The sequence below is a fragment of the Falsiroseomonas sp. HW251 genome, from assembly GCF_050563545.1.
GTDB lineage: Bacteria > Pseudomonadota > Alphaproteobacteria > Acetobacterales > Acetobacteraceae > Falsiroseomonas.
Genome location: NZ_JBNXUM010000004.1, coordinates 289,818 through 314,886, shown reverse-complemented (window position 1 = coordinate 314,886; position 25,069 = coordinate 289,818). Strand labels below are relative to the sequence as shown.

The 25,069-nt window shown below is 72.4% G+C and carries 26 protein-coding genes and 1 pseudogene; 13 read left to right on the top strand and 14 right to left on the bottom strand.

Features of this window, described 5'->3' with window-relative positions; genetic code table 11:
- The 10 genes and pseudogenes from ACLF3M_RS06955 to ACLF3M_RS06910 form a co-directional block, all read right to left on the bottom strand.
- Positions 1-485: pseudogene (locus tag ACLF3M_RS06955) on the bottom strand (hypothetical protein); the annotation flags it as partial.
- A gap of 135 nt (positions 486-620) precedes the next feature.
- Positions 621-1,586 carry a VOC family protein gene (locus ACLF3M_RS06950; RefSeq protein WP_430656144.1) on the bottom strand — a complete coding sequence of 322 codons (966 nt, stop codon included), beginning with the start codon at positions 1,584-1,586 and terminating at the stop codon, positions 621-623.
- A 23-nt stretch (positions 1,587-1,609) separates the two neighbouring features.
- The gene (locus ACLF3M_RS06945) at positions 1,610-2,611 is read right to left on the bottom strand and encodes a LysR substrate-binding domain-containing protein (protein WP_430656143.1); all 1,002 of its coding nucleotides are present in this window, start codon (positions 2,609-2,611) and stop codon (positions 1,610-1,612) included.
- Between the two features lie 3 nt (positions 2,612-2,614).
- Positions 2,615-3,772: a M24 family metallopeptidase gene (locus ACLF3M_RS06940; RefSeq protein WP_430656142.1), complete on the bottom strand. Its 1,158-nt coding sequence runs from the start codon at positions 3,770-3,772 to the stop codon at positions 2,615-2,617.
- Positions 3,772-4,752 (bottom strand): Bug family tripartite tricarboxylate transporter substrate binding protein, encoded by a 981-nt coding sequence (locus tag ACLF3M_RS06935; protein WP_430656141.1) that lies wholly within the window; start codon positions 4,750-4,752, stop codon positions 3,772-3,774. Before ACLF3M_RS06935 ends, ACLF3M_RS06940 begins: the two co-directional genes overlap by 1 nt.
- Positions 4,753-4,817: 65 nt before the next feature.
- Entirely contained in the window at positions 4,818-5,408 is a 591-nt protein-coding gene (locus ACLF3M_RS06930) for a transposase (RefSeq protein WP_430656140.1), read from the bottom strand.
- A gap of 50 nt (positions 5,409-5,458) precedes the next feature.
- A complete protein-coding gene (locus ACLF3M_RS06925) occupies positions 5,459-6,238 on the bottom strand; it encodes an ADYC domain-containing protein (RefSeq protein ID WP_430656139.1) in 780 nt (259 codons plus the stop codon).
- Between the two features lie 4 nt (positions 6,239-6,242).
- The gene (locus ACLF3M_RS06920) at positions 6,243-6,623 is read right to left on the bottom strand and encodes a hypothetical protein (protein WP_430656138.1); all 381 of its coding nucleotides are present in this window, start codon (positions 6,621-6,623) and stop codon (positions 6,243-6,245) included.
- 121 nt (positions 6,624-6,744) lie between these two features.
- On the bottom strand, positions 6,745-7,944 hold the full coding sequence (locus ACLF3M_RS06915) for an adenylosuccinate synthetase (RefSeq protein ID WP_430656137.1): 1,200 nt from the start codon (positions 7,942-7,944) through the stop codon (positions 6,745-6,747).
- Entirely contained in the window at positions 7,941-8,777 is an 837-nt protein-coding gene (locus tag ACLF3M_RS06910) for a hypothetical protein (protein WP_430656136.1), read from the bottom strand. Before ACLF3M_RS06910 ends, ACLF3M_RS06915 begins: the two co-directional genes overlap by 4 nt.
- Positions 8,778-8,932: 155 nt before the next feature.
- On the opposite strand from ACLF3M_RS06910, the gene ACLF3M_RS06905 reads away from it, so the two are divergent.
- From ACLF3M_RS06905 to ACLF3M_RS06880, 6 genes are all read left to right on the top strand, one after another.
- Positions 8,933-9,598 carry an NUDIX hydrolase gene (locus ACLF3M_RS06905; protein ID WP_430656135.1) on the top strand — a complete coding sequence of 222 codons (666 nt, stop codon included), beginning with the start codon at positions 8,933-8,935 and terminating at the stop codon, positions 9,596-9,598.
- Positions 9,599-9,665: 67 nt separating this feature from the next.
- Positions 9,666-10,580 carry a branched-chain amino acid ABC transporter permease gene (locus ACLF3M_RS06900; protein WP_430656134.1) on the top strand — a complete coding sequence of 305 codons (915 nt, stop codon included), beginning with the start codon at positions 9,666-9,668 and terminating at the stop codon, positions 10,578-10,580.
- A 50-nt stretch (positions 10,581-10,630) separates the two neighbouring features.
- On the top strand, positions 10,631-11,899 hold the full coding sequence (livM, locus tag ACLF3M_RS06895) for a high-affinity branched-chain amino acid ABC transporter permease LivM (RefSeq protein ID WP_430656133.1): 1,269 nt from the start codon (positions 10,631-10,633) through the stop codon (positions 11,897-11,899).
- Positions 11,899-12,732: an ABC transporter ATP-binding protein gene (locus tag ACLF3M_RS06890; protein ID WP_430656131.1), complete on the top strand. Its 834-nt coding sequence runs from the start codon at positions 11,899-11,901 to the stop codon at positions 12,730-12,732. The genes livM and ACLF3M_RS06890 overlap by 1 nt, the downstream gene beginning before the upstream one ends.
- Before the next feature lie 22 nt (positions 12,733-12,754).
- Positions 12,755-13,468, top strand: coding sequence for an ABC transporter ATP-binding protein (locus ACLF3M_RS06885; protein ID WP_430656130.1), 714 nt, complete (start codon positions 12,755-12,757; stop codon positions 13,466-13,468).
- Positions 13,469-13,643: 175 nt separating this feature from the next.
- Complete coding sequence (locus ACLF3M_RS06880; RefSeq protein WP_430656129.1) at positions 13,644-15,269, top strand: arylsulfatase; 1,626 nt, start codon at positions 13,644-13,646, stop codon at positions 15,267-15,269.
- Between the two features lie 65 nt (positions 15,270-15,334).
- Here the strand turns inward: ACLF3M_RS06880 and ACLF3M_RS06875 are convergent, their stop codons facing one another.
- A complete protein-coding gene (locus ACLF3M_RS06875; RefSeq protein ID WP_430656128.1) occupies positions 15,335-16,258 on the bottom strand; it encodes a bifunctional helix-turn-helix transcriptional regulator/GNAT family N-acetyltransferase in 924 nt (307 codons plus the stop codon).
- A 311-nt stretch (positions 16,259-16,569) separates the two neighbouring features.
- Between ACLF3M_RS06875 and ACLF3M_RS06870 the strand changes: the two genes are divergently transcribed.
- From ACLF3M_RS06870 to ACLF3M_RS06850, 5 genes are read left to right on the top strand one after another with little or no spacing between them, the layout of a single operon-like run.
- Positions 16,570-19,095 (top strand): chemotaxis protein CheW, encoded by a 2,526-nt coding sequence (locus ACLF3M_RS06870; protein WP_430656127.1) that lies wholly within the window; start codon positions 16,570-16,572, stop codon positions 19,093-19,095.
- Between the two features lie 15 nt (positions 19,096-19,110).
- Positions 19,111-19,569 (top strand): chemotaxis protein CheW, encoded by a 459-nt coding sequence (locus ACLF3M_RS06865; protein ID WP_430656126.1) that lies wholly within the window; start codon positions 19,111-19,113, stop codon positions 19,567-19,569.
- Positions 19,566-19,970 (top strand): response regulator, encoded by a 405-nt coding sequence (locus tag ACLF3M_RS06860; RefSeq protein WP_430656125.1) that lies wholly within the window; start codon positions 19,566-19,568, stop codon positions 19,968-19,970. The genes ACLF3M_RS06865 and ACLF3M_RS06860 overlap by 4 nt, the downstream gene beginning before the upstream one ends.
- Positions 19,967-21,103, top strand: a complete 1,137-nt coding sequence (gene cheB, locus ACLF3M_RS06855; RefSeq protein ID WP_430656124.1) for a chemotaxis-specific protein-glutamate methyltransferase CheB — start codon at positions 19,967-19,969, stop codon at positions 21,101-21,103. The genes ACLF3M_RS06860 and cheB overlap by 4 nt, the downstream gene beginning before the upstream one ends.
- Positions 21,103-21,915: a CheR family methyltransferase gene (locus ACLF3M_RS06850; protein ID WP_430656123.1), complete on the top strand. Its 813-nt coding sequence runs from the start codon at positions 21,103-21,105 to the stop codon at positions 21,913-21,915. Before cheB ends, ACLF3M_RS06850 begins: the two co-directional genes overlap by 1 nt.
- 10 nt (positions 21,916-21,925) lie before the next feature.
- Here the strand turns inward: ACLF3M_RS06850 and ACLF3M_RS06845 are convergent, their stop codons facing one another.
- The gene (locus ACLF3M_RS06845) at positions 21,926-22,483 is read right to left on the bottom strand and encodes a hypothetical protein (protein ID WP_430656122.1); all 558 of its coding nucleotides are present in this window, start codon (positions 22,481-22,483) and stop codon (positions 21,926-21,928) included.
- Positions 22,484-22,501: 18 nt separating this feature from the next.
- On the opposite strand from ACLF3M_RS06845, the gene ACLF3M_RS06840 reads away from it, so the two are divergent.
- Both ACLF3M_RS06840 and ACLF3M_RS06835 read left to right on the top strand, forming a co-directional pair.
- Entirely contained in the window at positions 22,502-22,639 is a 138-nt protein-coding gene (locus tag ACLF3M_RS06840) for a hypothetical protein (protein ID WP_430656121.1), read from the top strand.
- A complete protein-coding gene (locus tag ACLF3M_RS06835; RefSeq protein ID WP_430656120.1) occupies positions 22,636-23,256 on the top strand; it encodes an MSMEG_1061 family FMN-dependent PPOX-type flavoprotein in 621 nt (206 codons plus the stop codon). The genes ACLF3M_RS06840 and ACLF3M_RS06835 overlap by 4 nt, the downstream gene beginning before the upstream one ends.
- A 4-nt stretch (positions 23,257-23,260) precedes the next feature.
- On the opposite strand, the gene ACLF3M_RS06830 is transcribed toward ACLF3M_RS06835, so the two are convergent.
- Entirely contained in the window at positions 23,261-24,361 is a 1,101-nt protein-coding gene (locus tag ACLF3M_RS06830) for an enolase C-terminal domain-like protein (protein ID WP_430656119.1), read from the bottom strand.
- Between the two features lie 70 nt (positions 24,362-24,431).
- Entirely contained in the window at positions 24,432-25,049 is a 618-nt protein-coding gene (locus ACLF3M_RS06825) for a LysE family translocator (protein ID WP_430656118.1), read from the bottom strand.
- Between the last annotated feature and the right edge of the window lie 20 nt (positions 25,050-25,069).

Genomic DNA, 25,069 nt, shown 5'->3' with positions numbered 1-25,069 from the left:
GCGGGTCGCGGAGGCGCGGGCACCGCCTCCGGCGCCGGCGGGACGGAGGGCGGCACGCTCGGTGGCGGCGGCGCCTGGGTCAGGGGCGGCGCGGGCGGCGGCGGGAGAGGCAGGGCCTCGGCCGGGGGCCGTGCGACCGGCGGCGGTGCCGGCGGCGAGGCGGGGGTTGGCGGCGCACCGGGCGGCGGCACGGCCTCGACGCTCGGCGGCGCCGGCGGGACGGGGATGCCCTCGGCGGCCTCGCCGACGGGGCGCTCGGGCTGGCCCCCCTCGAACACCACGTCGAAGGCGGGCGGCGGGAGCTCGCGCGGCTCCTCGAACCACCGCATGCTCCAGAGCACGGCGGCTGCGATGACCGCGGCATGCACCAGCAGCGAGGCGACCACCCAGGGCCGGCGCGCCTTTGGCGGCGGGCCTGGCGGGCCGAGCCTCTCCCGCGGCGGCGAGGGACGGGGCGCGAGGATCGGCTCGCGCCGCGTCGTCACGCGCCGGCGTGCCTGGCGCGCGCCGGTCCGGAGTCGGCGGAGGGGGCGGGAGCGGTCCGACAAGGCCGGCCCGGGATAGACGATCCGCGCCTGCGCCGCGAGACGCCGGCGGTTACGGAATGTTCCCGCCGGTCGTCACGATGATTCGCCGGGCAGCGGCGGCGTGCCGTGGGTTTGGAAGCTCTCGATCGTCTTCAGGCCCCAGGCTTGGCCCTTTCGGCGCTCCGCCTCGGTCCAGGTGATGGTCCTCCAGTCCGGCGCCAGGATCAGCCGCGCGCCGGCATGCGCGACCTCCACCCGGTTGCCGCCGGGCTCCCAGACATAGAGGAAGAAGGTCTGCTGCACCGCGTGCTTGTGGGGCCCCGTCTCGATGTGCACGCCCGCCTCCAGGAAGGTGTCCGCGGCCTGCAGGATCGCCTCGCGGCTGTCGAGCGCGAAGGTGACGTGGTGGAAGCGGCCGGGGACGCCATGCGCCTCCTTCGTGAAGGCGAAGTCGTAGCTCTTGTTGTTGGAGGTGAGCCACATCCCGGCCTCCTCGCCGCTGTCGAGCTCGATGCGCTCGGTGCAGCGCAGGCCGAGGTTGCGCTGGAAGAACTCGCGGCAGGCGCGCACATCGACGGCCAGGCAGTTGAAATGGTCGATGCGTCGCACGTTCACGCCGCGCGCGGGGTAGCGCTCGGCCTGGTTCTTCAGCGACGGCCGGCGGTCTTCCGGCGCCTGGTACCACTGCGTGTCGTAGTAGAGCTCGAACACATGCCCGTCCGGGTCGCGGAAGCGCCAGCCTGTGCCGTGGCCGAAGCTGTCGCTTTGCTCCCACACCTCGGTCTCCGCGCGCAGCGCGGCGAGGCGGCGTTGCAGCGCCTGGGGGCTGCGGGTGCGGAAAGCGGCGTGGCCGAGGCCGGAGCTGTGCGAGGCCGACAATTGCAGCGAGTAGGTCTCGTAGTCGTCCCAGCCGCGCAGGAAGACGCTGTCGCCCTTCCGGCCGCTGACCGTCATGCCCATGACGTCGCGGAAGAAGGCGAGCGACTCCTCCGGCTTCGGCGTCAGCAGCTCGACATGGCCGAGATGCGCGATGTCCATGATCGGCTCGGGCGCTTCCACGTCGTGTCCTCCGTTGTCCATCCCTAACCTCGCTGCGCGCGCCGCGTCGTATCGCGCTTTCCGCGCGAGCTGTCGGCTTTGCGCATATCACCGAAATCCCGCGCCGCGATGTCGGCGACATGCGCGCGCAGCGCCGCGACGAAGGCGGCGGCGGCCGGCGAGGGCGGCGGGTCGGCCGCGCGGATGATGCCCGCCGGCCGTGGTGGTGCGGGCACCGGCAGCGGCACGACCCGCAAGGCACCGCGCAGCAGGTCGCCCACCATCATGGAGCGCGGCATGATGGAGATCGCATCGGAGGCGAGCAGCGTCTCCCGGATGAAGCCGTAGCTCGACGACCGCAGCGCGACGTCGCGCGGCAGGCCGAGCAGCGCGACGAGCTGGTCGATCTCCTGCCCGACGCGCTGGCTGACGGTCGGCAGCACCAGCTCCTGCCCGGCGAGCTTATCGGCCGTCACGGGCTTCTTCAGCAGGGGGTGGCCGGCGCGGGCGAGGACGCTGATCGGCTCCTCCCACAGCGGCTCGCGCAGGAAGCCGTCGGGCACGGCCGGGGCGTAGAGGCGGCCGACAATCAGGTCGATCTCGCGCGCCGCCAACAGCGGCAGCAGCTCCTCCGTGCGGCCTTCCTGCAGGCGCAGGCGCAGCGTGGGGTGCGTGCGCCGCAGGCGGATCAGCGCGCCCGGCAGCACGCCGACCGACGCGACGGGCAGCACGCCGACCGCGACCGACCCGCCATCCGCCGCGCCGACGGCGTCGAGCTCCTCCTCCGCGCGGCGGAGTTCCGCCAGCAGGCGGCGCGCCAGGCGGATGACGACGACGCCGGCCTCGGTCGGGCGCACGCCGCGGGCATGGCGTTCGAAGAGCGGCGCGCCGGCGATGTCCTCGAGCTCCCGCAAGCTGCGCGACAGCGCGGGCTGGCTGAGGCCGAGCGCGGCGCCGGCCTTCAGCAGGCTGCCATGCGTGTCCAGCGCATCAGCGAGCCGGAGCAGCGAAAGCTTGAGCCTGCGGTCCAGCCAGCGCCGCGGCACGCGCTACGTGTCCACGACCAGCAGCTCCTGGAAGCCGTTGGTCAGCTTCTCGCCGCCGTTGGGGCGGGCGACGATCACGTCCTCGACGCGCGCGCTGAACGACCGATCCTGCAGGATGGAGGGCTCGACGGTGAACATCATGCCTTCGCGCAGGACGGCGTGGTCGGACTTCGTGAGGAAGGGCGGCTCGTGCACGTCCCAGCCGATGCCGTGGCCGAGGCGGTGGCGGAAATTGGGGCCGTAGCCCGCATCCTCCACGACCTTGCGCGCGGTCGCGTCCACCTGCGCCGCCGTCGTGCCGACCTTGAGCGCGGCGATGCCGGCGGCCTGCGCCTGCATCACCACGCGATGCACCTTGATCTGCTCGGCGGAAGGTTCTCCGAAGCTGACGGTGCGGCCGTAGTCGTAGCAGAGCCCGTCGAAGGACGCGCCGAAGTCGAAGAGCACGGAACAGGGCGGGTGGATCGGCCGCTTCCAGGATTCCAGGCGGCGCCCCATCAGCAGGGGATGGTCCGGCCCGGTGTTGTAGAGCGAGGTCGTGAAGGTCTGGCCGAGGCTGCCCTGGCGCTGCATCTGGTGGTTGATCTCGGCGATGGCGTCGAGCTCGGTCATGCCGAAGCGCAGATGCTTCAGGGTCTCGGCGAAGGCGGCCTCCGTCCGGCGGCCGGCTTCGCGCATCGTCTCGATCTCCTCGGCCGACTTGATGACGCGTAGCTCGCGCAGGATGTCGGTGGCGGAGAGGAAGACCGCGTCGGGCAGGATCGCCTGGAGGGCGACGAGGCTCTCGCCATGCGCGCGGTCGCTGACCGCGACGCGCGGCTTCGCCGGCAGGCCGAAGCCCGCCAGGATGTCGCGGCAGAGCGCGGCGGGATCGTCATGGTCTCCGAGGACGCGGATGCCGATGCCCTTGCTTTCGCCGCGGCCCTTGAACTCCGCGGTCATGCGGGGAAGGGCGAGGACCGGCGCGTGGCGCGGCGTGAGCCAGGCGCCTTCCAGCCAGCCGCCGGGATGCAGCGTCGCGCCGTAGTTCGGGATGTCGCGCGGGATGCCCGCGAGATAGTGCAGGTCGGTGCCAAGCGGGATGAAGGCGAGGTCCGCGCGTCCTTCCAGCAGGCGCTGGAAGGCGGGCAGGCGATCGGCGGCGGTGGGGGCGGGGTGCATCAATCCACCGTGGCGCCCGAGGCGATCACCAGGGGCCGCCAGGTCTCGACCTCCTGCGCGACGAAGGCCTGGAACTCGTCCATGAAGCGGTCGCCGACATCCTGGGCGAGCTCCCGGTAGCGCGCCTGCACCGCCGGCAAGGCCAGCACCGCCTTCGTCTCGTCGGCGAAGCGCTGCTGGATCGGGCGCGGCGTCGCGGCGGGGAAGGAGAAGCCGGCCCAGCCTTCCGCCACCAGCTGCGGGAAGCCGGCCTCGACGAAGGTCGGCATGTCCGGGAAATCCGGGTGGCGCGCCGGGCCGGTCAGGCCGATCCCGCGGATCTGGCCCTGGCGGAGGAAGCCGACCGAGGCCGCGATGCCGTCCAGCGTCACCGGCACCGTGCCGTTGATGGTGTCCTGCACCGCCTGCATGCCGCCGCGATAGGGGATGTGCTGCATCTCGATCCCCGCGATCTGGCAGAAGCGCAGCATGACGAGATGCGGCAGCGATCCCACGCCGGAGGTCGCGTAGTTCAGTCCCGGCCGCCGCTTCGCCTCCGCTGCCAGTTCCGCGGGGTTGGCGAAGGGGGAGCGCGCATTGGCCATCAGCGCGTAGTAGCCGCGCTGGATCATCGCGACATGCGCGAAGCTGCGCACGGGATCCCAGTTGATGCGGCCGCGATAGAGCGTCGCACCGACGTTGAAGGCAGAGACCGGCGACAGCAGCACCGTGTAGCCATCCGCCGGCGCGTCGGCGACCAGGCCGGTGCCGAGCGTCGCCCCGGCGCCGCCGCGGTTGTCCACTACGATGGGCTGGCCGAGGCGCTGCGAGAGCTGGTCCGACAGCAGCCGCCCGATCACGTCGGTGGAGCCGCCGGGGGCGAAGGGGATCACCAGCCGGATCGGCCGGTTCGGCCAGGGGGCGAGGTTCTGGGATTGCGCGAAGGCGGGCGCGGCCAGCAGCGAGGCGGCGCCGGCCAGCAGGGTGCGGCGGGTGGTCATGGTTCTCTCCCGATCGTGGGTTGCCGGGATGTCATCATGCGCCGGGGCCAGGGGCAAGGCGCCCGTCAGCCCGTGGTCTTCCAGTGTCGCGGGTCGCCGCCGGCCCGTTTGAGCAGGAGGAAGAGGCAGCGCAGCACCGCGGGATGCCGGTAGCTCCCCTCCTTTACGATTTTAGGCATCAGATCCGCGAGCCCTTCGGACAAAGTCGTGCTCGGCAGGAAGGCGGGGTGGCTCGGCAGGGCCGATTCCAGGCCGAGCTGCGTCGGCAGCGCGAAGGGGGAGGCCATGACGCGGAAGGCGCGGCGGAAGGCGCGGGCGATGAACCAGGCGATGCCGAGCAGCGGCTCGTCCGGCCGCGCAGTCGCCGGCCCGATGCGGGCGAGCATGGCATGCAGCTGGCGTGCGGCGGCGGCGCGGCGCAGCGCACGGTGGGCGCTGTCGGCACGCCCGAATTCGGCCGGCATCCCGCGCCAGGGGCCCTTGGAGCACGCGACCCAGAAGATGCCGTCCCAGCGGCGCCTGGCATCCGCGGGCGGGCGGCCGGTGGCGGCGCGCAGGATGGACGCCAGCGCGCGCCATTCGGCATCGGTCAGCGGGCGCCAGGGGATGGCGGGGGTCGGACGGAGGCGGAAGCGCGGAAGGGCGGGGATGCTCATGCCTGAGTGTGCAGGAATATTGTCCTTGATTGCAAGGATGGAATGCCGGCTCACTCCGCGACCGAGCGGTTGAAGACCAGCGCGCCGAGGGCGCGGGCGGTCGCCTCGGTGCAGGACGCGGGGCCGAGCAGCCCGGCCTCGGCCAGGCGCGGCGCGGCGGCGGCGAGCGCGGCCATGTCGGTGATCTCCGGCACGCGGGCATGGGCGACGCAGGCCGCGCCATCGGGCGTCCAGCCCGCTTCGAAGGGCATGCCGGCCTCGTTCTCGGGGTCGTTCACCCCGGCGAAGTCGAAGATCTCGATCCGCATGCCGTTGCGGGTGTGGAAGCGGCCGTCGCCGGCGTATTCCGCGGGCAGCATGCGCAGGCAGGCCTGGTGGAAGGGCGCGAGCGCGCGGCCATCCGGCGCGCTGCGCCAGGGCGCGTAGCCCATGCGGATGCATTTCGCGGTGTTGACGTTGGCGCAATGCGGCTCGAGCGCGCCGGGCGACGCTTCGAGGAAGATGACGGCGCGGACGCCGTCATGCGCGGGCTCGCAGGCCGGGACGGTCCAGGCGCCGGTCGGATCCTGGCGGCGGAGGTCGTAGAGCCAGGTTTCGCCGGTGCGGTCGAGGCGATCGGGCCGTGCCTCGGCGATGCGGAGCAGGCCGTAGCGCGGGCCCAGATCGAGCGTGGCGCCGGCAAGGTCGGCGCCGCGGCGCATGGTGCCGTCGGGCAGCGCCGCCACCAGCTCGCCCCCCGGGGCATGGAGGCCCATGGGGAGCCCCGGTGCCGGCTGCCCCTGGGCGGGCAGCGCGGCGAGCAGGGCGAGCAGGAGGACGAGGCGGCGCATCGGCTCAGCGCGCGGGCTGGAGGCGGGTGCCGTTGCCGTCTTCGAGGATCAGCGACCGGATCAGCGGCTGGCCGGGCTGCACGGCGCCCTGGGGCTCGACGCCGTTGGCGATGGGCAGGCCGTTCGGGCTCTGCATGCCGTTCTCCGTGCCGAAGCCGTTGGCCGCGGGAATGCCGTTCATGTTTCCAGCGCCGTTGACGCCATTGAGGCCGTTCCTGCTGTCGATACCGTTCCTGCTGTCGATACCGTTCGAGGCACCGACGCCGTTGCTGTTGCCGAGGCCGTTGGACGTGTTGAGGCCGTTGCCGACTTCGAAGGCGGCGTGGGCGGGCATGGCGGCCAGGCCGAAGGCCAGGGCGGCTGCGATGACGACGGGGCGGATCATGGTAGTCTCTCCTGGGTGCGGGATGGCATCGGCGCCTTCCGTGACCCGGACGATGCCCGCGCCGTGTTTCACCGCGACGTCGCGGGGCCGTTACGTTGCTTCGCGCGTCGTTTCGATTGCTTCACGCCGCCCGCGCGCGCCGCGGGGCGACGCGGGCGACGCTCTCCCGCGTCGGCGCGTCGCTGACGAGGGCGCGGCCGAGTCCCGCGGCTTCCAGCGCCGCGGCGACCAGCGCCTCGGGCGAGGCCAGCTGGCGGGTGCCGTCCCGCCAATACGGCACGTGGTCGCCGACCTGGTTCAGGCAGGTCACGCCGAGGGTCGCGGCGATGCGAACGCCGGCCGCCTGGGCGAGGTCGGCGTGGATGGTGCGGGCCAGCAGGTCGAGGTCGAGCCAGCCGAAGCGGAGCGTCCCCTGCCAGGGATTCGGGCGGTTGGTCGCGTCGGCGAAGGCGAGGCCCGGTTTCTCCCGCGGGAAGGGGCCGGCGCCGTGGCGGGTGAGGTAGGCACGGGTGGCGTAGGTGACCTCCAGCCGGTCGATACCGGCTTCGCGCGCCAGGGTCAGCACGTTCGTCAGGCCGGTGCGGCTGCGCGTGACGTGGGGGAAGAACTCGTGCCGCTCGTCGAGCAGCAGGCCCTGGGCGCCTTCGAAGACGAGGCCGCGCGAAGGGGGCAGCGCGCCGAGGCGGGGCAGCAGCGTCGCCTCGCCGGCGTCGAGGAACCACTCGATGGTGGCGGGATCGGCGATGCGACGGCGCCAGGTCTCGTCGGGGATGACGTTCAGGGCCGCGAGTCGGGCGGGCAGGTATTCGTCGCGGATTGCGACGATCTGCCGCCGCAGCGCGTCGCGGTAGGCCAGGTCGCCGGCGCGCGTCGCGAAGCGCGTCGCCATGCGCGTCACGGTCTCGTTGATGCCGAGGCCGGTCGAGCCGTGGCGCGCGGCGCCGCGGGCTTCCTCGGCCATCTGGTTCGCCATCATGTCGAAGGGCGTGGTCAGCGGCGCGGCGGGATCGAGCGCGATCGCCGGCGCGACGCCGAGCCCGGCCAGCGCCTGCAGCTCGCGCTCCAGCACCAGCGGGTTGGCGATGAAGAAGCGCGAGAGGAAGGTCCCGGCGCCGGCGAAGGCGCCGGCGCCGACATGGTGGAAGACGTGGCGCCGGCCATCGGCGAGCGTCACGGTGTGGCCGGCCTGCGCGCCGCCATTGAAGCGGATCACCGTCGTGCCCGCGCCGAGCCGCGCGGCGTGGAAGTCGGTGAAGAGGCCCTTGCCCTCGTCGCCGAAATTCGCGCCGATCACGACCTCCGCGGTGCGGGGCGTGGTCACAGCCAGATGCTCCTGCCCGCGGGAATGACGGCCTGCGAAGGGGCGCGCATGGCCTGCCTGCCCTCGATGGTGGCGAGCACGATCTCGCCCAGGCGGGCGACGTCGTGGACGGGGATCAGCCGCTCGCCCAGCAGGAATTCCCAGCGGTCGGTGGGGTAGCTGCCGGGGTTGACCAACAGATGAAAGACCTCCCAGTCCTGCTGCACGCGCGCCAGGATCTCCCGGGACGACAGGTCGCGTGGTGCGGGGTCGCCGAAGACGCGGCCGATGGCGCGGGCGGGCAGGACCTCGTGCGGTGGCTCGTCGCCGATGGTGAAGAGCCAGCCCTTGGCCCGCTTCTTCGCGATCGCGTCGGCGCGGACATGCATCGCCGCGAAGTACCAGGCGGCGTTGTAGGACTCGCCGCCATTGCCGCCGCCGCCGCCTTCCAGGAACAGGCGCTGGGTCTGCTCGACCAGGCGCATGTCGGCCTCGAACTGGGTGACCTGCAGCGGGGCCTGGTCGCAGAAGACGTCGCCGGTGGCGCCGACCAGGACATGGGGGTCGGTGACGGGGCGGCGGTCGTAGATGCCCTGCATGATGACGCCGAGGCCCTGCTTCACGATGACCTCGGCCGTGACGCCCATGGATCCCGTGACGTCGCAGGTGACGACGATCGGGGTGGATTGCGGGTTCTCCGCGGAGTCCACGGATTCGCGGACGCCGCCGGTCATGAACTTCGGATCGAGGCCGGGATCCATCGCGCGGGCGCCGAATATCTCGGCGCGCGAGCGTCCCGCGGCGTGGCGCGCGTGGCGGTCCCAGTCCGCGCTGTTCCAGTTGCCGTGGCCCATGGAATGTCTCCTTCGTTCCGGCCTGCGGACAGGATGGGCGCGCGCGGGCCGGTCCGCCAGTTATTTTTCGCTACACGCGATAAAATAATTGCGGCTGGACGCCGCCTCTGCCATGCTGCAATGGGGACGTCGCTGCCACTCATGCGCGGGGTGCGATGAGATTGGAGTTCGCCTCGCCGATCGCGACCGTGGACGTCGTGCTGCTGACGCTGGCCGGTGGCGTGCTGTCGGTGGCGCTGTTCCGCCGCGACAAGCCGCCCTTCGAGGGCAGCCTCGCGCTCCCCGGCGGCTTCGTGCATGTCGAGGAGGATGAGGACCTCGTCGCCGCCGCGCGGCGCGTGCTGCGCGACAAGGCCGGGCTGGCGGCGCCCTATCTCGAGCAGCTCGCGACCTTCGGCGGGCGCAACAGGGACGAGAGGGGCTGGTCGATCTCGGTGGCCTATATCGCGCTGGTGCCGGGGATCGATCCCGCACCGGGGCGCGAGGTCATCGCGGTGGACGACCTGCCGCATCTGCCCTTCGACCACAGCCGCATCGTGGAGGCGGCGGTCGCGCGGGTGCGGAACAAGGCGAGCTATTCGTCCCTGCCGGCCTTCCTGCTGGGGGACGCCTTCACGCTGGACGAGCTGCAGGAGACCTACGAACGCGTGCTGGGCCATGCGCTGGACCGCGGGAGCTTCCGGCGCCAGGTGGAATTCCAGGGCTTCGCGGAGCCGATCCCCGGCGCGCTGCGGCACCCGCCGGGGAGGGGGCGGCCGGCGCAGCTCTATCGGCTCGCGGGGAAGCGGCTGAAGGAGTTCGGGCGGCGGATGCTGGCATGAACCCTTGCGCGTTTCGTCGCCTTGGCGGATCAACGTTGCCGGAGACTCACCGGGAAGGAGCCTCGCCTTGGCCTATGCGCTGCAGCAGCTGATCAACGGGGTCAGCCTCGGCATGATCTACGGCCTGATCGCCGTGGGCTACACCATGGTCTACGGCATCATCGGCATGATCAACTTCGCCCATGGCGACATCTTCATGGTGGGCGCCTTCGTCGCGCTGATCTCGATCGTCATGCTGGTCTCGGGCGGGCTGATGGACGGGCCGGCGGCGATCGTGATGGTGCTCGCGATCTCCATGTGCTTCACCGCGCTCTATGGCTGGACGGTGGAGCGCGTGGCCTATCGCCCGCTGCGCGGGTCCTTCCGCCTGGCGCCGCTGATCTCGGCGATCGGCATGTCCATCGTGCTGCAGAACTTCGTGCAGGTCAGCCAGGGCGCGCGGCCGAAGCCGATCAACCCGCTCGTCACCGGCGGCTTCGAGATCATGCGCGAGGGCAATTTCGCGGTGCAGCTGTCCAACATCCAGCTGCTGATCATCCTGACGACGCTCTTCGTCCTCGTCGTCTTCACCTGGCTGGTGACGCGGACGCCGCTGGGACGGGCGATGCGCGCCTGCGAGCAGGACCGCAGGATGGCGAGCCTGCTCGGCATCAACACCGACCGCACGATCAGCCTGACCTTCGTCATCGGCGCGGCGCTGGCCTCCGTCGCGGCGACGCTCTACCTCCTGCGCTACGGCGTCGCTGATTTCTTCATGGGCTTCATCGTCGGCGTGAAGGCTTTCACGGCCGCGGTGCTCGGCGGCATCGGGTCGCTGCCCGGCGCGGTGCTCGGGGGGCTGCTGATCGGGCTGATCGAGACCTTCTGGTCCGCCTATTTCAGCGTGCAGTACAAGGACGTCGCGGCCTTCAGCATCCTGGCGCTGACGCTGATCTTCCTGCCGACCGGGCTGCTCGGGCGGCAGGAGGTCGAGAAGGTATGACGGCGCTGCCCCCACCCCACCGCTCCCCCGCAAGCGGGGGAAGGAGAGTAGTGGCGGCCATACGCGACGCGGCGGTCGCGACGCTCGTCGCCTTCGGGCTCTTCGTCGTGATGGTCGGCCTGCGCAGCGACGTCGCGCCGAACGGCGCGCTCTATCTCCGCCAGCGCTGGGCGGATGTCGCGATCCTCTGCGCGCTGGTCTTCGCGGGCCGGCTGGTCGTCTCGGTCTGGGGGCTCAGGCCGCAGTCGCTGGCGCCCTCGCCGCGGCGGGCGGCGGCGATGGCGACGGCGGGCCGGCTCTTCGCGCCGGTGATGCTGCTGCTCGCGCTCGCGCTGCCCTTCTTCCCCGGCATCGGCCGGTCGCAGCTCGACCTCGGCATCCTCGTGCTGACCTATGTCATGCTGGGCTGGGGGCTCAACATCGTCGTCGGCCTGGCGGGGCTGCTCGACCTCGGCTACGTCGCGTTCTACGCGATCGGGGCCTATTCCTACGCGCTGCTCGCCAAGGAATTCGGGCTCAGCTTCTGGCTCTGCCTGCCGCTGTCCGGCATCCTCGCGGCCTTCTGGGGCATCCTGCTGGGGTTCCCGGTGCTGCGGCTGCGCGGCGACTACCTCGCGATCGTGACGCTCGCCTTCGGCGAGATCATCCGTATCGTGCTGCTGAACTGGACCAGCCTGACCGGCGGGCCGAACGGCATCACCGGCATCCCGCGCCCGTCCTTCTTCGGCCTGCCCTTCGACAGCTCCGGCGGGCCGGGCAGCTTCGCGCATTTCTTCGGGATCGAGCCGAGCCCGGTCCAGCGCATCATCTTCCTCTACTACCTGATCCTGGCTCTGGCGCTGCTGACGAACTGGGTGACGATCCGCATCCGCCGCCAGCCCATCGGCCGCGCCTGGGAAGCGCTGCGCGAGGACGAGATCGCCTGCCGCGCGCTCGGCATCAACATCACCGCGACGAAGCTCACGGCCTTCGCGCTGGGGGCGATGTTCGGCGGCTTCGCCGGCGCCTTTTTCGCGACGCGGCAGGGCTTCATCTCGCCGGAATCCTTCACCTTCATCGAATCCGCGATCATCCTCGCGATCGTCGTCCTCGGCGGCATGGGCAGCCAGGTCGGCGTGGTCGTCGCGGCGCTGGTGATGATCGGCGGGTTCGAGCTGTTCCGCGACCTCGAGGAATGGCGGATGCTGGTCTTCGGCGGCGCGATGGTGGTGATCATGGTGCTGCGCCCGCGCGGCCTGGTGGGCACGCGCACGCCGACCATCGCGCTCGGCGAGCGGAGAGCCATCGGCGCCGAGCACGTCGCGGAGGGCCGCGGCTAATGGGCGAGACCCTGGCGCACAACGCGATCCTCGAGGTCGAGGACCTGACGATGCGCTTCGGTGGCCTGGTCGCGGTGGACGGCGTCGGCTTCGCCGCGCGGCGCGGCGACATCACCGCGCTGATCGGGCCGAACGGCGCGGGCAAGACCACCGTCTTCAACTGCATCACCGGCTTCTACCGTCCGACCGCCGGCGTGCTGCGGCTGAACCGCGGCGGCGGCGACGTGGCGGAGCTGCAGGTGCTGAAGGACCACAACATCGCGCGCGCCGGCGTCGCGCGGACCTTCCAGAACATCCGCCTCTTCCCCGGCATGACGCTGCTGGAGAACCTGCTCGTCGCGCAGCACGTGAAGCTGAACGCGCAGACCGGCTATGGCGTGCTGGCGCTGCTGGGCCTCGGCGCCTATCGCCGGGCGGAGGCCGAGGCCATCGCGCGCGCCACCGCCTGGCTGCGCGCGACAGGGCTGATTGAGCGCGCGGACGATCCCGCCGGCGCGCTTCCCTACGGCGCGCAGCGCCGGCTCGAGATCGCGCGGGCGATGTGCACCCAGCCCTCGCTGCTCTGCCTCGACGAGCCCGCGGCGGGGCTGAACCCCCGGGAATCCGAGGAGCTCGCCGCGCTGCTGCGCGCGATCCGCGACGGCACCGCGGCGGAGGGCGCGGCGGCGACCTCGATCCTGCTGATCGAGCACGACATGGGCATCGTGATGAGCATCTCCGACCACGTCGTCGTGCTGGACCACGGCCGCAAGATCGCCGACGGCACGCCGGCCGAGGTCCGCGCCGACCCGCATGTCATCGCGGCCTATCTCGGCGAGGGGGAAGATGAATGACCGCGCTCCTCCGGAGTGACGCGTGAGCATCCTGACGGTCCAGGACCTCGTCGCCGCCTATGGCGCCGTACAGGCGCTGAAGGGCGTGTCGCTGCATGTCGAGAAGGGCGAGATCGTCACCCTCATCGGCGCCAACGGCGCGGGCAAGTCCACGCTGCTGATGACGCTCTGCGGCGATCCCCGCGCGCGCTCGGGCCGCGTTGTCTTCGACGGGCAGGACATCACCGACCTGCCGACGCATGAGATCATGCGCCTCGGCATTGCGCAGTCGCCGGAAGGCCGCCGCGTCTTCCCGCGGATGTCGGTGATGGAGAACCTGCTGATGGGCGCGCAGGCGCTCGGCCACGATCCCGGACCCGAGCTCGCCAAGGTCTTCGCGCTGTTCCCCCGCCTGCAGGAACGCGAGGCGCAGCGGGCGGGGACCCTCTCGGGCGGGGAGCAGCAGATGCTGGCGATCGGCCGCGCGCTGATGTCGCGCCCGCGCCTGCTGATGCTGGACGAGCCGTCGCTGGGTCTCGCGCCGCTGATCGTGCGCCAGATCTTCGCCGCGATCCGCGCGCTGAACGAGAAGGAGGGGCTTACGGTGCTGCTGGTCGAGCAGAACGCCAACCAGGCGCTGCGTCTCGCGCATCGCGGCTACGTCCTGGTGAACGGGCGGATCACGATGGAGGGCAGCGGCGCGGAACTGCTCGCGCGGCCCGAGATCCGCGACGCCTATCTCGGCGGCGGGCACTGACCAGCGCATGCAGTCCCGCGCGGCGACCACTCTACTCGCGCTTTCGTGAGTAGCCGCGTCAGCCAGCACATGACGAGGTTGGCGTGAAGCTGCGGTGTCGCGCGCGTCCTGGTTGCAGCGACGCCAGGACGCTTGTCGGGACTGCACGCGGGACCAGAGAAAGGGGGATCAAGGCATGGCGGCGGATCACGACAGCGGCCGGCTGAACCGGCGCGCCATGCTTCTGGGCAGCGTGAGCGGCCTGGCTGCTGGGCTCGCCGCCCCGGCGGTCGCGCAGCAGGCGCAGCCCGCACAGGCCCAGCAGCCGGCGCCGGCCACCGGCCAGCAGCAGCGGCCGAACATCCTGGTGATCTTCGGCGACGACATCGGCATCTCGAACATCAGCTTCAACAGCCGCGGCCTGATGGGCTACCGGACGCCGAACATCGATCGCATCCACAACGAAGGCATGACCTTCACCGACTACTACGCCGAGCAGTCCTGCACGGCGGGCCGCTCCGCCTTCATCACGGGCCAGTCGCCCGTCCGCACCGGGCTGACCAAGGTCGGCGTGCCCGGCGCCGATCTCGGCCTGCGGCCGGAGGACCCGACCATCGCCGCGCTGCTGAAGCCGCTGGGCTACGCGACCGGGCAGTTCGGCAAGAACCACCTCGGCGACAAGGACGAGTTCCTGCCGACCGCGCACGGCTTCGACGAGTTCTTCGGCAACCTCTATCACCTGAACGCGGAGGAGGAGCCGGAGAACCCGGACTACCCGCGCGACCCCGAGTTCCGCCGCCGCTTCGGCCCGCGCGGCGTGATCCGCAGCTTTGCCAATCCCGACGGCACGCAGCGCATCGAGGACACGGGACCGCTGACGCGCAAGCGCATGGAGACGGTGGACGACGAGACGGTCGCCGCCGCCGCCGACTTCATCGAGCGACAGCAGCGTGCCGGCCGGCCCTTCTTCTGCTGGTACAATGCGACGCGGATGCATTTCCGCACCCATGTGCCGGAGAGCTACCGCGGGCGCACGGGCCTGAACTTCTACGCCGACGGGATGGTGCAGCACGACGACACCGTCGGCGTGCTGCTGAGGAAGCTCGACGAACTCGGCATCGCCGACAACACCATCGTCCTCTACACCACCGACAACGGACCGCACTTCAATGCCTGGCCGGACGGCGCGATCACGCCCTTCCGCAGCGAGAAGAACACGAACTGGGAGGGCGCCTACCGCGTCCCCTGCGCGATCCGCTGGCCAGGCCGCATCCGGCCGGGCAGCATCACCAACGAGATCGTCGCCTCGAACGACTGGATGCCGACGCTCTTGGCCGCCGCCGGCGTGCCGGACATCAAGGAGCGGCTGCTCCGCGGGCACCAGGCCGGCAGCCGGACCTACCGGGTGCATCTCGACGGCTACGACGTCCTGCCGCTGCTGACCGGGCAGACGCAGGAGAGCCCGCGCAAGGAGTTCTTCTACTTCGATGACGACGGCGAGCTCGTCGCCATCCGCAACGGCCGCTTCAAGATCCTCTACATGGAGCAGCGGGCGCACGGGATGGCGGTGTGGCGCGATCCCCTGGTCCGCCTGCGCGGCCCGCTGATCTTCGACCTGCGCATGGACCCCTTCGAGCGCGCCAGCGTGGACAGCAACACCTACAACGACTGGGTGCTCGACCGCGCCTTCCTGATCACGCCGACGCAGGTGACCGCGATGCGGTTCCTGCAGACCTTCCGCGACTTCCCGCCGCGGCAGCGGCCGGCGTCCTTCAACCTCGACGAGGTGATGCGCCGCGTGCAGGAGCCTGCGAACCGGTGACACGCCGAGGGCGGACGTGGCCGCGACAGCGGGGACGCTGAGCGGGCGTTGCGGGGTCCGGCGCGCTACAGATCCAGCGCCCAGTACTGCCCGACCAGATCCTTGCCGAAGCTGTGGTGGCGTTCCTCCCGCACCAGCGCGAAGCCCTGGGCGATGTAGATCCGCCGCGCCGCCACCAGCACGTCGTTGGTCCAAAGCGTGAGCTGCCGGTAGCGCAGGGCGCGCGCGGTCGCGACGCATTCCGCGACGAGGCGCGCCCCGATGCCGAGACCCCGCGCGGAGGGCTCGACATAGAGCAGCCGCAGCTTCGCGACCTCCGGCGCGTCGCCCTTCACCAGGAAGACCGAGCCGGCCACCGCGCCGTCCCGCTCGGCGATCCAGCAGCGCTCGCGCGCGGGGTCGAGGTTCCGGATGAAGGCGGCGGCGATCTCGGCCAGCAGCGCCTCGAACTCCGCGTTCCAGCCGTATTCCTCGGCATAGAGCACGGCCTGGCGGTGCACGACCCAGCCCATGTCGCCGACGCGGTGCGGGCGGAGCAGCCAGGGCGAGCGCGGCGCCTCGGGCCCGGCGAGCAGGCGCTCGGCCTCGCCGAGCGCGGCGACGAGCCGGCGCGCGCCTTCCGAACCGAGCGTTGCGAGCAGGGCGCCGACCTCCTCCCGCGAGCGTGCGTCGAGCGCCGCGAAGACGGCGCGTCCCTCCGGCGAGAGGGAGAGCAGGCTCTGCCGTCCGTCCGCCTCGCTGGCGCGGCGGGCGAGCAGGGCGCGGGCCTCGAGCGCGCGCAGCACGCGGCTGAGATAGCCGGCGTCGAGGCCGAGCGTCGCGGCGAGGCGGGTTGACGTGGTCTCGCCGCGGGAGAGCTCGAAGACGACGCGGCCTTCGGTGAGGGACAGGCCGGATTGCAGCAGGCTGTCCTGCAGGACGCCGATGCGGCTGGTGTAGAGGCGGCTGAAGCGGCGGACGGCTTCGATGCGCGGGTCGGGGTCGTGCATGGGGGCATGGAAGCGCCGATGCTTGCCTTTGGCAAGCATATCGATGCCTAAGGCAAGCTTCCGGCAAAAGAAACCCGGCCAGCGGCGGGCCGGCCGGGCACAAGGTCGGGGAGGAAGCGCACGGGGCAGAACCTGCCGTGCCAGGGACCTGCCGTCTGGGACCCGGGAGCCCCGATGCAGTGTCAAGCCATGCTTACAGCTTCCGTCTGTCGTATGTCAAGCCGCATTGACAATCCGCGCCAGCCCGCCCGTTTACGCCTTTTCCACCGCTGCCGGCGCAAGGTCGCGCGATACAGGCCGCCGGAGCGGGCATGGACGACCTCATCGCGGATTTCCTGACCGAGACGCATGAAGGACTGGCGGCGCTCGACGTCGCGCTGGTCCGGCTGGAGCGGCAGCCCGACGACAGGCCGACCCTGTCGGAGATCTTCCGGGTCGTCCACACCATCAAGGGCACCTGCGGCTTCCTCGGGCTGTCGCGGCTGGAGAAGGTCGCGCATGCCGGGGAGAACGTGCTCGGCCGCTGGCGCGACGGCACGCTCGCCGTCACGCCGGACGGGATCACGCTGATCCTGCAGGCGCTGGACCGCATCAAGGCGATCGTGACGGGGATCGAGCAGGGCGGCGCGGAGCCCGCGGGCGACGACGCCGCGCTGATCGCGGCGCTCGATGCCGCGGCGGAAGGCGAGGCACCGGCCGCCGCCCCGGCGCCGGTACGGGCCGCGCCCGATCCCGTGGTTGCCGCCGAGCACGAGGCGCCGGCCGAGGCCGCCGCTCCTGTCGCCGCCACTGCCGCCACTGGCGCCGCGCCGCAGTCCATCCGCGTCAGCGTGGAGGTGCTGGAGGACCTGATGATGCTGGTCAGCGAGCTCGTGCTGACCCGCAACCAGCTCATGCAGCTCGCGCGCACGCGCAACGACCAGGCCTTTTCGGTGCCGCTGCAGCGCCTGTCCCACATCACGTCGGACCTGCAGGACGGCGTGATGAAGACGCGCATGCAGCCCATCGGCAATGCCTGGGCGAAGCTGCCGCGGCTGGTGCGCGACCTCGGGCGGGAGCTCGGCAAGCGGATCGAGCTCGAGATGCGCGGTGCGGAGACAGAGCTGGATCGCCAGGTGCTCGAGCTCATCAAGGACCCGCTGACGCACATGGTCCGCAACAGCGCCGACCACGGGCTGGAGAGCACTGAGGAACGGCGCCGCGCCGGCAAGCCCGAGACGGGGCGGATCCTGCTGAACGCCTTTCACGAGGGCGGGCATATCCTGATCGAGATCGCCGACGACGGTAAGGGGCTCAACACCGCCCGCATCCGCGAGAAGGCGCTGGCCCAGGGCCTGGCGACGGAAGGCGAGCTCGCGGGGATGAGCGAGCAGGATGTGCACCGCTTCATCTTCCGCGCGGGCTTCTCGACCGCCGCCGCGGTGACCGCGGTGTCGGGGCGCGGCGTCGGGATGGATGTCGTGAAGACGAATGTGGAGCGGATCGGCGGCACGATCGACGTCAGCTCCTCAGCGGGGAAGGGCACGCGCTTCATCATCAAGATCCCGCTGACGCTGGCGATCGTCTCGGCGCTGGTGGTGGAGGTGTCGAACGAGCGCTTCGCCATCCCGCAGATCGGCGTGCTGGAGCTGGTGCGCGTCGGCGGGACGTCGGGGGCGAAGGTCGAATGGATCAAGGACGCGCCGGTGCTGCGGTTGCGCGACCGGCTGCTGCCGCTGGTGCGGCTGGCGCGCGTGCTGGGGCTGGATGAAGCCGATGCCGCCGGACGGGACGTCGGCTTCGTCGTGGTGACGCAGGTCGGCTCCGCGCTGTTCGGCATCGTGGTGGACCGCGTCCACGACACCGAGGAGATCGTGGTCAAGCCGGTGCCGCCGATCCTGCGCCACATCGGCGTCTTCAGCGGCAACACCATCCTCGGCGACGGCAGCGTGATCATGATCCTCGATCCCAACGGGATCGCGCGCGCGGCGTCGGTCGGCGCGGAGGGCGGCGCGGCGCGGGCCGCGGAGACGGCGCCGGGCTTCCGCTCCTCGGACCGGGCGGCGCTGCTGCTGTTCCGCGCAGGCGATGCGACGCCGAAGGCGGTCCCCCTCGGCCTCGTCGCGCGGCTCGACGACCTGCCGATCGACCAGATCGAGCATTCCGGCGGCACGGCGGTGGTGCAGTATCGCGGCCAGCTCATGCCGCTCGTGCCGATGGGCGGCGTCGGGCTTTCGCCGGATGCGGAGACGCGCGGGCGGCAGACCGTGCTGGTCTTCAGCGAGAACGGCGGCAGCCTCGGGCTGATGGTGGATGCCATCCTCGACGTGGTGGAGGAGCGGCTGGAGGTGCAGCCCGGCGCGGAACGGCCGGGCTTCCTGGGCTCGGCGGTGGTGGCGGGGAAGGTGACGGATGTCATCGACACCGCCTGGTGGCTGCGCCAGGCCGGGGGCGACTGGTTCCGCCCGTCCGCGGCGGCGGCCGCGCGCCGGCTGCTGGTGGTGGAGGACAGCGGCTTCTTCCGCGACCTCGTCGTGCCATCGCTGTCGGCGGCGGGCTACGACGTGACGGCGGTCGCCTCGCCGGCCGAGGCGCTGGGCCTGCGCGAACGCGGCGCGGGGTTCGACGCGATCGTCTCCGACATCGAGATGCCGGGCATGGACGGCTTCGCCTTCGCGCGCGCGGTGCGCGACGGCGGCGCCTGGGCGGGGCTGCCGCTGGTGGCGTTGTCCGGGCGCAGCGATCCCGCGGCGCTGGCCGAGGCGCGGGAGGCCGGCTTCACCGACTTCGTCGCGAAGTACGACCGCGACGCGCTGGTCGGCAGCCTGGCCGCCTGCCTCGGCGCCGTCGCCGGCTAGGAGAGCGTGATGGGCATGACCGAGAACCACCGGAGCCTCGGCGCGACGGAGCTGGTGCTGACCTTCACCGTCGGCGGCCAGGCCTGCGGCGTCCCGGTGCTCGCCGTGCGTGACGTGCTGGGGCCGCAGAGCATCACGCCCATCCCGCTGGCGCCGCCGGAAATCGAGGGCGCGATGAACCTGCGCGGGCGGATCGTGACGGCGGTGGATCTGCGGCGGCGGCTCGGCCTGCCGGCGCGGCCCGGCGGGTCGGCGCCGATGAGCATCGTCGTCGAGCAGGGCAGCGAGCTCTACGCGATGCTCGCCGACGAGGTCGGCGAGGTGCTGCCGCTGTCGCCCTCGGATTGCGAGCCGAACCCGCCGACGCTCGACCTGACCTGGCGCGAGGTGTCGCGCGGGGTGCAGCGGCGCGACGGGCAGCTGCTGATCCAGCTGGAGGTGGACCGGCTGCTGGCGATCGGGGAGGACCGATGAGCTTCGAGATCCTGGAAGGCCAGGGGCGCGACTGCCTGGTGGTGGATGACAGCCGCGTGGTGCGCAAGGCCGCGCGCCGCCTGCTGGAAGGCTTCGGCTTCGCCGTGCGCGAGGCCGAGGACGGCCGGAAGGCGCTCGAGGCCTGCCGCGACACGGTGCCGGACCTCGTGCTGCTGGACTGGAACATGCCGGTGATGGACGGGCTCGCGTTCCTGCGCGCGGCGCGGGCCGAGATCGGTGAGCGCAGGCCGGTGGTGATGCTCTGCACGACCGAGAACACGCAGGAGAGGATCCTGCAGGCGCTCGAAGCGGGCGCGCAGGAATACGTGATGAAGCCCTTCGACGCGGAGATCCTCGGCGGCAAGCTGGCGCAGCTCGGCCTGCTCAGGGAAGCCGCGTGACCGCCCTGCCGGCGGAGCGGCCGGACGCGGCGGCGGACGCGATCCGGGTGATGCTGTGCGACGACAGCGCGGTGGCGCGCGGCGCGCTGCGGCGGCTGCTCGCCGCCCCGCCCGGCATCGCGGTCGCGCATGAGGCGCGCAACGGGCAGCAGGCGGTGGAGATGCTCGCGGCCATGGCGCCGGCGCAGCGGCCGGAAGTCGTGCTGCTCGACCTCGAGATGCCGGTGATGGACGGGCTTACGGCGCTGCCGCTGATCCTTCGCGCGGCACCCGGCGTGCAGGTGATCGTCGCCAGCGCGCTGAGCCAGAAGGGCGCGGACGCCACGATGCGGGCGCTGCGCGCGGGCGCGGTGGACTATGTCCCGAAGCCCTCCGCAGCGGCGGGCGGCGTGTCCGACCCGCGCTTCGCCGAGGACCTGCGCGCCAAGGTCGCGGGCTGGGCGCGGATGCGCCGCCGGCCGCGTCCCGCGCCCCTCGCGTCGCGGCCCGTGACGTCCGCGCCCGCGGCGCGGCTGCCGGCGGCGCCGATGCTGCGCGCGGCACTCCGGCCGGGCAGGCCGCGCGCGCTCGCGATCGGGAGTTCCACGGGCGGGCCGCAGGCGCTGGCCTCGCTCATCGGCGCGCTGCGCCATCCGCCATCGGTGCCCGTCCTTGTCGTGCAGCACATGCCGGCGGGCTTCACCGCGCTGCTCGCCGACCACCTGGACCGGCTCAAGCGCCTGCCCTGCGCCGAGGCGAAGGAAGGCGAGGTGCTGCATCCCGGCCGGCTCTACCTCGCGCCGGGGGACCGGCACCTGCTGGTGCAGGCGGCCGACGACAAGCTCGTCGCCAGGCTGTCCGACGGGCCGGCGGAGAATTTCTGCCGCCCCGCGGTGGACCCGATGCTGCGCAGCCTGGTGGCGGCCTGCGGCGGGCGCGTCGTCGCCGCGATCCTGACCGGCATGGGCCAGGACGGGCTGGAAGGCGGCCGCGCGCTGGTCGCCGCCGGCGGGACGGTGATGGCGCAGGACGAGGCGAGCTCGGTGGTCTGGGGCATGCCGGGCGCGGTGGCCAGGGCCGGCGTCGCGAGCCTTCTCGCGCCGCCCGAGGAAATCGCGGCGCGACTGCTCGCCGCCTGCGAAGGAGCTTCGTGATGCAGCCGGGTTTCGCCGAGGTGGCGGCGCTGGTGCGCAGGCGCGCCGGCATCGTGCTGACCGACGACAAGGCCTATCTGCTGGAGACGCGACTCGGGCCCGTGCTGCAGCGCTTCGCGCTGGGCTCGATCGCGGCGCTGGGGCAGAAGCTGCGCGCCGCGCCGGAGGAGGCGCTGGAGCGCGCGGTGACGGAGGCGCTCTGCACGCATGAGAGCAGCTTCTTCCGCGACGGCCGCCCCTTCGACCACCTCAGGACGATCCTGCCGGGGCTGCTCGCCGGCCGGCCCGACCGCGTGCGGATCTGGTCGGCGGCCTGCTCCTCGGGGCAGGAGGCGTATTCCGTGGCGATGCTGGTCTCCGACACGCTGGGCGCCTCGGCCGGGCGGGTGGAGATCGTCGGCACCGACATCTCGCGCGAGGTGGTGAGCCGCGCGCGCGACGGCCTGTTCAGCCAGTTCGAGGTGCAGCGCGGGCTGCCGATCCGCGCGCTGATGGCGCATTTCGCGCAGGAAGGCGGCGGCTGGCGGGTGAAGCCGGCGCTGCGCGGCATGGTGCGCTTCCAGGAAGGCAACCTGCTGGCGGATTGCGCGGGGCTCGGCCGCTTCGACGTGATCTTCTGCCGCAACGTGCTGATCTATTTCGACACGCCGACCAAGACGCGCGTGCTGGAGATGATGGCGAGGCAGCTGGCGCCGGGCGGCGTGCTCTATCTCGGCGCGGCGGAGACGGTGATCGGGCTGACCGAGAAGCTGGTGCCGGTGCCGGGCGAGCGCGGGGTCTATGGCCTGGCGGCGAAGCGGATGGCGGCGTAGCCCGACCCCTTCAGTTCGCGGACGCGAAGCGCACGCGCCGCGCGCCCTCGGCGCCGCCGAATTCCAGCGTGCCGCCCGCGACAATCCATCGCGTGCCGCGGCCGAGGCTCTCCCGCGCGACGCCGAGCTGCGCGCGCCAGGCGCGGTCGGGATAGCGCGCCTCAAAGCCGGCGACGCGGCCGTCCTTCAACGTGAGCACGAGCTCCGTGCAGGCGCCGGCGCCGCGGCCCTGCGGCGCGTCGGTTTCGGCATCGGGGCAGAGGCCGCGGGGCAGGGGTCGGAAGCGGCAGGACACGGCGTCGCAGCGCGTACCGGGGATCTCGGCCTGCAGCGCCGCGGCCGGCATGCCGCGGGGGAAGGCCATGCCGTTCGGCAGGCCGCCGCCCGGCCAGTCCGACCGCGCGGTGCAGCGATGCACCTCCGCGCCGATCACGCCTCTGCGGCCGTGGCAGAGCCCGAAGCGGACGATCTCATCGGCCAGCGCGTCGCGGCGGGCGCAGGCTTCGCGCTGGGCGGGGCTGGCGGGCGCGCCGCAGGCGGCCTGGGCGGCCTGCAGCTCGGCCCTCATGCGTCCCTCCTCCTCGGGTTGCGCGAGCGCGGCGGCGGGGAGGAGAAGCAGGAGGAGCGGCAGCAGGCGCGGCATGGCGCGATGATCACGCCGGCGCGCGGGGCGCGGCAAGAGAGCGTGACGCCGGCCGGCGCTTCTGCCAGCCTGCCGGCATGAACGCGCCCTTCGATCCGCATGCCATCACCACGCCCGAGGCGCTGGAGGCGCTCTATGGCGAAGCCAGCGAGGTCGCGCGTGCCAAGGAGGGGCGGCTGATCGGCCCGGCGACGCGCGCCTTCATCGCCGCGAGCCCCTTCTTGCTGCTCGGCACGAACGGGCCGCAGGGCCTGCACGTCACGCCGCGCGGAGACGCGCCTGGCTTCGTGGAGGTCGCGGACGAGCGGACGCTGGTGCTGCCGGACCGGCGCGGCAACAACCGCCTCGACGCGCTGCGCGACATCCTGCACGACCCGTGCGTCGCGCTGCTGTTCCTGGTCCCCGGCGCGAGCGAGACGCTGCGGGTGCATGGCCGCGCGCGGATCACCACCGACCCTGCCTTGCGCGAACGCCACGCCGCCGACGGCAAGCCGCCGACGACGCTGCTGGTGGTCGCGGTGGACAGCCTCTTCATGCAATGCGGCAAGGCGCTGATCCGGTCCCGCCTGTGGGAGGGCCGGCCGAAGGCCGCCGTGCCGACGCTCGGAAAGCTGATCGCGGAGCACACGGCGGGGCGCACCGATGCCGCCGCGCTGGATGCGCGGATGCCAGAGGTCTACCGGAAGATGCTGTACTGACGGATCACGCTGCGTAGCGGGCGATCGCCGCCTCGTCCCATTCGAGGCCGATGCCAGGCGCGCTGCCCGGCACCGCGCAGCCCTCCGCCAGCGCCGGGCTGCCCGCCGCCAGCACCGGGCGGGCCAGGTCCAGCCATTCCAGGCGGTCGCGGCCCGGCGTCGCCGCCAGCAGATGCGCGCTGGTCTCGATGAAGAGATGGCTGCTCATCGGCACGCCGGCCGCCTTGCAGAGCGCGCCCGCCTCCATCCAGCCGGTGACGCCGCCGACCTTCATCACGTCGGGCATCAGCAGGTCCGACGCGCCGGCGGCGAGCGAGGCGGCGATGCCCTCCGGCCCCCAGTCGTTCTCGCCGCGCTGGACGGGCAGGGACGGCACGGCGCGGCGGATCGCGGCGTGGCCCGCCAGGTCGCCGGCGCGCACGGGCTCCTCGAGCCAGGCGATGCCCCATTCCGCATAGTGCCGCGCGCGACGGATCGCCTCCGGCACGGTGAAGGCCTGGTTCGGGTCCACGAGGATCTCGACCGCATCCCCGACCGCGGCGCGCACGGCGCGGCAGGTCTCGCGCTCGGCCTCCAGCGTGGGGTGGCCGAATTTCAGCTTCACCGCGCGGAAGCCGGCGGCGACCGCCCGGCCCGCTTCGTCCGCGAGCGCCGCCGCGTCCCAGGCGCGCAGGCTGCAATAGGCGGGGATGCGTTCCTCGCCGGTCGCGCCGAGCAGGCGCGCGAGCGGCAGGCCGGCGGCGCGCGCCACGGCGTCCCAAGCCGACATGTCGAACAGCGCCAGCGCCATGCCGACCAGCCCCTCCGTGCCGAGCAGGCGGAAGCGCTGCGCGAGCTCGCGCGTCAGGGCAGCGGGGGCGAGGCGGCGGCCGGCGACCAGCGGCGCGAGGTTCGCGGCCATCGCCGCGGTCGGGCCGAGGGCGGCCGGCGTATAGGCGAAGACATAGGCGCGGCCCGTGACGCCTTCGTCCGTATGGAGGTCGAGAAGCACCAGCGGCGCCGCGGCGAGCGTGCCGGCCGATGTTCGGACCGGCGGGTCGATCGGCGGGTTGACCGTGCGGACCGCGAGGCCGCGGATGGTCAGCGGCGGGGCGTCGTTCGGCATGGGCGTCTCCTCGCCCGCAGCCTCGGCCTTCGGCGGCGTCGCGTGCAAGCGGCTTGCGGCGGCGCGTGCGTCAGTGACGCAGCATCGGCAGGAGCGAGGCCACCAGCAGCGCGGCCATCGCCAGGTTGAAGGCGCGCAGCGCGCGGCGGGTGCGGAGCAGCCTGGCGGCGCCAATGCCGACCATCGTCCAGCCCGCGGTGATCGGCAGGGTCACCACCAGGAAGATCGCGCCGAGCAGCGCGACCTGGCCGACCAGCGCCAGCCCCGTCGTGGTGGTGTAGGCCGCGATGGCGCCGAGCGCGACGACCCAGGCCTTGGGGTTCACCCACTGGAACAGCGCGGCCTGGAGAAAGGTCAGCGGGCGCGATCCGCGACTGCCGTTCGCGCCGGCGGGTTCGGGATCGGCGGTGGCGATCTTCCACGCCAGCCAGATCATGTAGGCCGCCCCGGCCCAGCGCATGGCGTCGTGCAGCCAGGGGGCGGCGTGCAGCACCTCGCCCAGGCCGAGTGCGAGCGCCAGCAGCATCACGGGCAGGCCGACGGCGATGCCGGCCATATGGGGGACGGTCGGGCGGAAGCCCCATGTCGCGCCGGAGGCGGTGAGCATGGTGTTGTTCGGGCCGGGGCTGCCGGACATGGAGACGGCGAAGGCGGTCGCCGAGGCGAACCAGGCGAGGCCGTCATCCACGGCGGCGATCCCTCCGCTGA

What these genes read in the sequence shown, in the direction of transcription:
- ACLF3M_RS06850 (WP_430656123.1), top strand. Translation starts at nt 21,103, where the DNA reads ATGCAGCCGGGTTTCGCCGAGGTGGCGGCGCTGGTGCGCAGGCGCGCC.
- ACLF3M_RS06830 (WP_430656119.1), bottom strand. Translation starts at nt 24,361, where the DNA reads ATGCCGAACGACGCCCCGCCGCTGACCATCCGCGGCCTCGCGGTCCGC.
- ACLF3M_RS06935 (WP_430656141.1), bottom strand. Translation starts at nt 4,752, where the DNA reads ATGACCACCCGCCGCACCCTGCTGGCCGGCGCCGCCTCGCTGCTGGCC.
- ACLF3M_RS06905 (WP_430656135.1), top strand. Translation starts at nt 8,933, where the DNA reads ATGAGATTGGAGTTCGCCTCGCCGATCGCGACCGTGGACGTCGTGCTG.
- ACLF3M_RS06860 (WP_430656125.1), top strand. Translation starts at nt 19,566, where the DNA reads ATGAGCTTCGAGATCCTGGAAGGCCAGGGGCGCGACTGCCTGGTGGTG.
- ACLF3M_RS06880 (WP_430656129.1), top strand. Translation starts at nt 13,644, where the DNA reads ATGGCGGCGGATCACGACAGCGGCCGGCTGAACCGGCGCGCCATGCTT.
- ACLF3M_RS06910 (WP_430656136.1), bottom strand. Translation starts at nt 8,777, where the DNA reads ATGGGCCACGGCAACTGGAACAGCGCGGACTGGGACCGCCACGCGCGC.
- ACLF3M_RS06870 (WP_430656127.1), top strand. Translation starts at nt 16,570, where the DNA reads ATGGACGACCTCATCGCGGATTTCCTGACCGAGACGCATGAAGGACTG.
- ACLF3M_RS06835 (WP_430656120.1), top strand. Translation starts at nt 22,636, where the DNA reads ATGAACGCGCCCTTCGATCCGCATGCCATCACCACGCCCGAGGCGCTG.
- ACLF3M_RS06845 (WP_430656122.1), bottom strand. Translation starts at nt 22,483, where the DNA reads ATGAGGGCCGAGCTGCAGGCCGCCCAGGCCGCCTGCGGCGCGCCCGCC.
- ACLF3M_RS06930 (WP_430656140.1), bottom strand. Translation starts at nt 5,408, where the DNA reads ATGAGCATCCCCGCCCTTCCGCGCTTCCGCCTCCGTCCGACCCCCGCC.
- ACLF3M_RS06890 (WP_430656131.1), top strand. Translation starts at nt 11,899, where the DNA reads ATGGGCGAGACCCTGGCGCACAACGCGATCCTCGAGGTCGAGGACCTG.
- ACLF3M_RS06940 (WP_430656142.1), bottom strand. Translation starts at nt 3,772, where the DNA reads ATGCACCCCGCCCCCACCGCCGCCGATCGCCTGCCCGCCTTCCAGCGC.
- ACLF3M_RS06920 (WP_430656138.1), bottom strand. Translation starts at nt 6,623, where the DNA reads ATGATCCGCCCCGTCGTCATCGCAGCCGCCCTGGCCTTCGGCCTGGCC.
- ACLF3M_RS06875 (WP_430656128.1), bottom strand. Translation starts at nt 16,258, where the DNA reads ATGCACGACCCCGACCCGCGCATCGAAGCCGTCCGCCGCTTCAGCCGC.
- ACLF3M_RS06865 (WP_430656126.1), top strand. Translation starts at nt 19,111, where the DNA reads ATGACCGAGAACCACCGGAGCCTCGGCGCGACGGAGCTGGTGCTGACC.
- ACLF3M_RS06925 (WP_430656139.1), bottom strand. Translation starts at nt 6,238, where the DNA reads ATGCGCCGCCTCGTCCTCCTGCTCGCCCTGCTCGCCGCGCTGCCCGCC.